General features: G+C 56.8%; 3 protein-coding genes and 1 pseudogene. 2 read left to right on the top strand and 2 right to left on the bottom strand.

The genetic code is table 11. The annotated features are described in order from the left end of the window. Window positions 1–1,056 (top strand): annotated as a pseudogene (locus FEV53_RS19575) (IS3 family transposase); the annotation flags it as partial. A gap of 191 nt (window positions 1,057–1,247) precedes the next feature. Here FEV53_RS19575 and FEV53_RS19580 read toward each other — a convergent pair. Both FEV53_RS19580 and FEV53_RS19585 read right to left on the bottom strand, forming a co-directional pair. Next, entirely contained in the window at window positions 1,248–3,818 is a 2,571-nt protein-coding gene (locus tag FEV53_RS19580) for a hypothetical protein (protein ID WP_142836338.1), read from the bottom strand. A 4-nt stretch (window positions 3,819–3,822) separates the two neighbouring features. After that, window positions 3,823–4,404 carry a hypothetical protein gene (locus tag FEV53_RS19585; protein ID WP_142836339.1) on the bottom strand — a complete coding sequence of 194 codons (582 nt, stop codon included), beginning with the start codon at window positions 4,402–4,404 and terminating at the stop codon, window positions 3,823–3,825. Between the two features lie 235 nt (window positions 4,405–4,639). Here FEV53_RS19585 and FEV53_RS19590 point away from each other — a divergent pair. Then, window positions 4,640–4,874 (top strand): transposase (locus FEV53_RS19590; RefSeq protein ID WP_142834367.1); only part of this gene is annotated, 235 nt, incomplete at its 3' end.

Genomic DNA, 4,874 nt, shown 5'->3' on the forward strand with positions numbered 1-4,874 from the left:
CTACCGCTGGAAGAAAAAGTACGGTGGAATGGGCACGGACCAATTGAAGGAACTAAAGCGTCTTCAGAAAGAGAATGAGCGGCTGCGCAAGGCTGTTTCGGATCTGACCCTGGACAAGCTGATCCTGGCGGAGGCCGCAAAGGGAAACTTCTGAGCCCCGCTCGTCGCCGTACCTGCATTGATCGTGTTCGTGCAGAACTGAACGTTTCGGAACGTCGCGCGTGTCGCGTTCTGAGACAACACCGATCGACACAGCGCAAGGTACCCATTGGTCGTCCAGACGAAGAGCGCTTGGTGGCGGATATGATCGAGCTAACCCGGCAATATGGACGGTATGGCTATCGTCGGATCGCAGCACTGCTCAGAGATGCTGGTTGGCATGTGAACGACAAGCGCGTCGAAAGGCTGTGGCGACGAGAGGGGCTGAAAGTCCCAATGAAGCAACCAAAGAAGGGACGGCTCTGGCTGAACGACAGCTCGTGTGTCCGGTTGCGGCCTGAGCATCCAAATCATGTTTGGTCATATGACTTCGTGCATTGCCGCACGGACGATGGGATGGCGTTCCGGACATTGAATATCATTGACGCGTACAGCCGGGAATGTCTGGCGATCCGTGTCGACAGGAAGCTGAACTCAGGCAACGTCATCAATGTGCTGAGCGACCTGTTCATCCTGCGCGGTGTGCCTTCGTTCATTCGGTCTGACAATGGCCCGGAGTTCGTTGCTCAGGCCGTACAGGACTGGATCAAAGCTGTCGGCGCGAAAACGGCTTACATCGAACCTGGATCGCCCTGGGAGAACGGATATGTGGAGAGCTTCACTGCCCGTTTCCGCGATGAGTTCCTGAATGGCGAAACCTTCTACAGCCTGCGAGAAGCCCAAGTTCTGATCGAACAATGGAGGAAACACTACAACACGAAACGACCACACAGCGCATTGGGCTACCGCCCACCGGCTCCGGAAACCGTCGTCAGGATGAACCGGAGGCCAGTCATGCACTCACAATCAGATTGGACCACTCAAGTGGGGCTGATCAGACCGCCTGCTACGCCGTGAGCCGAATTCATGCAACACGCTCGAGCGGTCACATCATAAGAACCTGGCGAAGATCCTCCCGCTTTTTTCCCGCTGAGAGAGCAGCAAAGGTGGACAACCTCCAAGCCACCCGCAGCAGGAGCATTCCGCCTCTGACGTGGCCTACTTCCTCTCCGATGCTCTCACCGATCAACGAACCTCCAAAAAGACAGTTAACTTGACAACTCCGAAGTAAGTCCCGCGGTGAGCGCGGCGTTCAGTGCCTCGCTGAGAATGAAATGCGCGAATGGATTGAGGCCCTCAGTGCGCAGACGCGGGCGGAGATCCATGTATTCGGATGTATCGAACCAACCATTGGGCCGCCGCCCGTCCTTCCAGCCCTCGCGATGAAAATGAACCGATGGGTCAATACCGGATTTGGTAACGCCGCGATTGTTTGCCAGATAAAACCTGTGATCGAACCAGGGCCGGGTGAGATCGACGATTTCCGCTTCGTGCATGCCCGCCAGCACCGCCGATACTTCGTCGCCGCGAATGCCGCGTTCGGGCACAAGCCCGACATCAGGGAAAAGATAGCGGGACTCGGCTAGCGATCGAAATGACACCCAATTGTCGACCAGGGGATGAGTGGGGTCCCCGATTTGCAGATGAAGCGTCGCGCGTTTTGGGTCAGGCTTCACAAAGCGCAGCACGTCATCTTGGGTCATTACACACACACGCTTTTCACCAAAGTTGACCACCGTGCTTGTAAGTCGCGTGGTCTCGTCCTGAGCGATCATCTTGTGTTGAGCGTCGCCTGAGCCTTCCCAACTCCACAGAAGATCCCCGCAAGGCAGAACTCGCCAATGCACACCCGGGGCCAAGCGATGGCACCCACCACCCGCATACAGCGCGGACGGAATGCTCGCTTGGTTCTGGCTCGGTTCGCGCCAACGCGACAGGTGGTCCCGGAACGCGGCCTTGCGTTGATCAGGGGAGCGGTTGACCCATGCCGCCGGCTCTGTCTGGGTTTGCGATATCGTGCCAAGGAAATATCGCGTTGCTTCTGACTTTTCCTCGCGGGAGCGGCGGCGCGCGGTTTTGAAGTCCCGAAACAGAATGGCTTGCGTGTTCGAATAGCTCGTATTCATCAGTGATCGGGAGGGCGTGTCAAATCGGTCTCTATCGATCGAAAATTCATCGAAAAACCAGTCAAGAAGACCGTCACCGTGGGCCATATCCAAGTTGCACGTGTGAAAATGCGCGTTCGGTGCAATGTCTTTAAGACGTTCCAACACGCGGTTATGTTCGATAAGTCCGGTTTTTTCCAAATGGTCGCGAAAGATGTCATATCGAGGCACCTCATCTTGAAAGCTGGTGCAAAGTTCCTTGTAGAGCGACCGGGTCCAATTTCCGGGATCGCGGGTGACATAGACGACGTCCAATCGATCCGCAGCCAAAACCTGACAAATCCGCGCGAAGGATTGGCCGTCTTTCCACAATTGCAGCCAGGTTATGCCCTCCGATGACAAGATCAACGTGTCAATGTCCCAGTTTGTTGCGCGCAGTTCTTTGGCGATATCGCTTTGCGCCACGCCGCGCCGCGTCGGCTCGAGAAGATCGCGAAAGAGCTTATAATGACCAGAAATCCGATGGCGACGAACGCCAGTCGCCAGTTGAATTCCGCTGGCTGGAAACAGCATTCCCTGCCGGATCAATTTCACCCGGTTGAAGGCAAGCATATGCTGCAACGCCGAGCTTCCGCATTTTGGCAGTCCGACATGCAAAATGATCCTCTTGACCTGCCGCCCTAAAGGAGGCGCGTGGCCTGATGGTGATGAGGGGACTGTTCTGAAGTCTCTCCAGGCCAGTGTCGTCTCGAGAACGCTATCGTTCTGGACCTCTTCATCAACTAACCCGTAGATGTCTGCGATATCGGGAAACCGCGCCTCTCCAGCCGCTTGCAAAACGGATAGGGCCCCCTTTTTTGCAGCCAGCGCGAACAGATCCGGCAAGCCATCTGCGAAAAGCCGGCTATCGGGAAAGACTTTGCCCAGACGTACGCCTTGGGGCACCAGCGTTGACCAGCGCCGCAGAAACTCGACTCCGAATTTTTTTCGGACAGGAAAGTAGCGATGCGTCGTTTCATACACTTCGCGCGCGATCCAGGCATCTCTTTTCGAATGATGGCGCCGCTGATAAAAGACTCTCTCAAGGTTGCGCAGGTCATCGAAAGCCGTCTGGCAGAGATTATCGACGATGTGCACCTGTGACGAGTGATGAACATCCTGAGCGAGGTACTGACCGGCAAAGTGGAGGCAGTCGGGAAAGCGATGTCCCTGATCTTTCGAGCAGTCCCGATAACGTGACCAAACCATTCTCAGAAACGTGGTCTCAAAAGCGCACTGTCCAGTCAGGGCTGCAAACCCGTACCTCCCGGTTGGATCTTCCCATATTTTCAGACCCGAGGCGGACGAGGTACCCAACCCGTTATACTGCGTCGCAGAGAAAACCGTCAGGTCGCCGTGCGTCTCGATAGCGTCACGCATCTGTAATTTTTGACCTTGGGCCAAAAAAATGACAGCTCGCGCAGTGACGGTGTGAATGGCATCTTCAATTGTCGCACAGAGCGAAACTAAAATGTGATCGTTACTTCTCGCGGTCGGCGGCCAATCGGTTTTGTTCGTCGAGACAATGATCAGTTCGAGCGCATCGACCTTAAGCTCAAAGAGGCTAGCAATTGTCGCATGTGCGCCCGCGGTCGGAGCGGGTAACACCATGATGATCGCAAGAGATGGGCGCACGGATTCAGAACTCCTGATTAACTGACATTCCCCAAGTAGCCGTCCGTCTGAACGCATAGTCGCCTGACGGGGTCAGCCCATCAAGTGTCTTGTGCCCCGGGTGGTTCGTGTGATCGCGGACCCGCCCGAAGATTGGCGAGGTTAGCCGTCCACCATCGCCATCCAAGGCCCTGCGGCGGGGTTCGTCAGCATGGAGGACAGACCTGTCCTGCCTTTTTCGATTTGTTTGGATCAAGATCGCGGTCACGGGCATGACGGAGGCGCCCGAAGACGGCGGATGGCAGCAAGGATGGCGCGCACCATGGGGCCGATGACGGGAGCTTGTTGCATAGATCAAGCTGAGGGCGCATTTGCCGCTTTCCCTGCCTGAACAGATGACACGCTCACAGGCCGCGCGACCGAGGTCGGTCATGCGGTTGAGGGCTTCGACGGCGATTAGAGGCTCGGTCGTCTGGCTCTCCATATTTCGGCCTCGTAGCGCGGGTCCGATCACCTGCTTGTAGCGACCGATCTGGGTTTCGCTACGGGAGCGCTGACCGTAGCCAGTTGCCTTCTGCCAGGCGATCCGGCCGTGGTCGGCGATCATCTGGATATGGGCATTTTTGGATCGCGCAATCGCCCGGGACGGCGTTGCCCGGTGGCGGAATAACCAACTCCACATCCGGCCCAAAGACATCTCGGATCATCGCCGCCGGTGGCGCGCCGTCATAGGCGCCATCGCCGATGAAACAGCAGACAAAGTCCGCCACCTGAGCCAAGAGGTGGTCGCGGGATTTCGGACCGGGTGCTAATCTGTAGTGTCTGAGGAAGAACGCACAGAAATGACGAAACGGAAACGCTATTCGGCAGAGTTCAAGGCGAAGGTGGCTTTGGAAGCCATCCGCGAGGAGCTGACGACGGCCGAGCTGGCCAAGAAGTATGACATCCACCCTACCATGATCAGCGGCTGGAAACGGACCGCGATTGAGAACATGGCACAGGCCTTCACCGGCCAGGCGACCGCGGAGCCGACGATATCGGCGGCAGAGGTCGGAAAGCTGCACGCCAAAATCGGGC

The organism is Palleronia caenipelagi (genome assembly GCF_007004065.1).
In the GTDB taxonomy this organism is placed as follows: domain Bacteria; phylum Pseudomonadota; class Alphaproteobacteria; order Rhodobacterales; family Rhodobacteraceae; genus Palleronia; species Palleronia caenipelagi.

Coding starts and splice junctions, on each gene's coding strand:
- FEV53_RS19585 (WP_142836339.1), bottom strand. CDS start 4,404: ATGATCGCCGACCACGGCCGGATCGCCTGGCAGAAGGCAACTGGCTAC.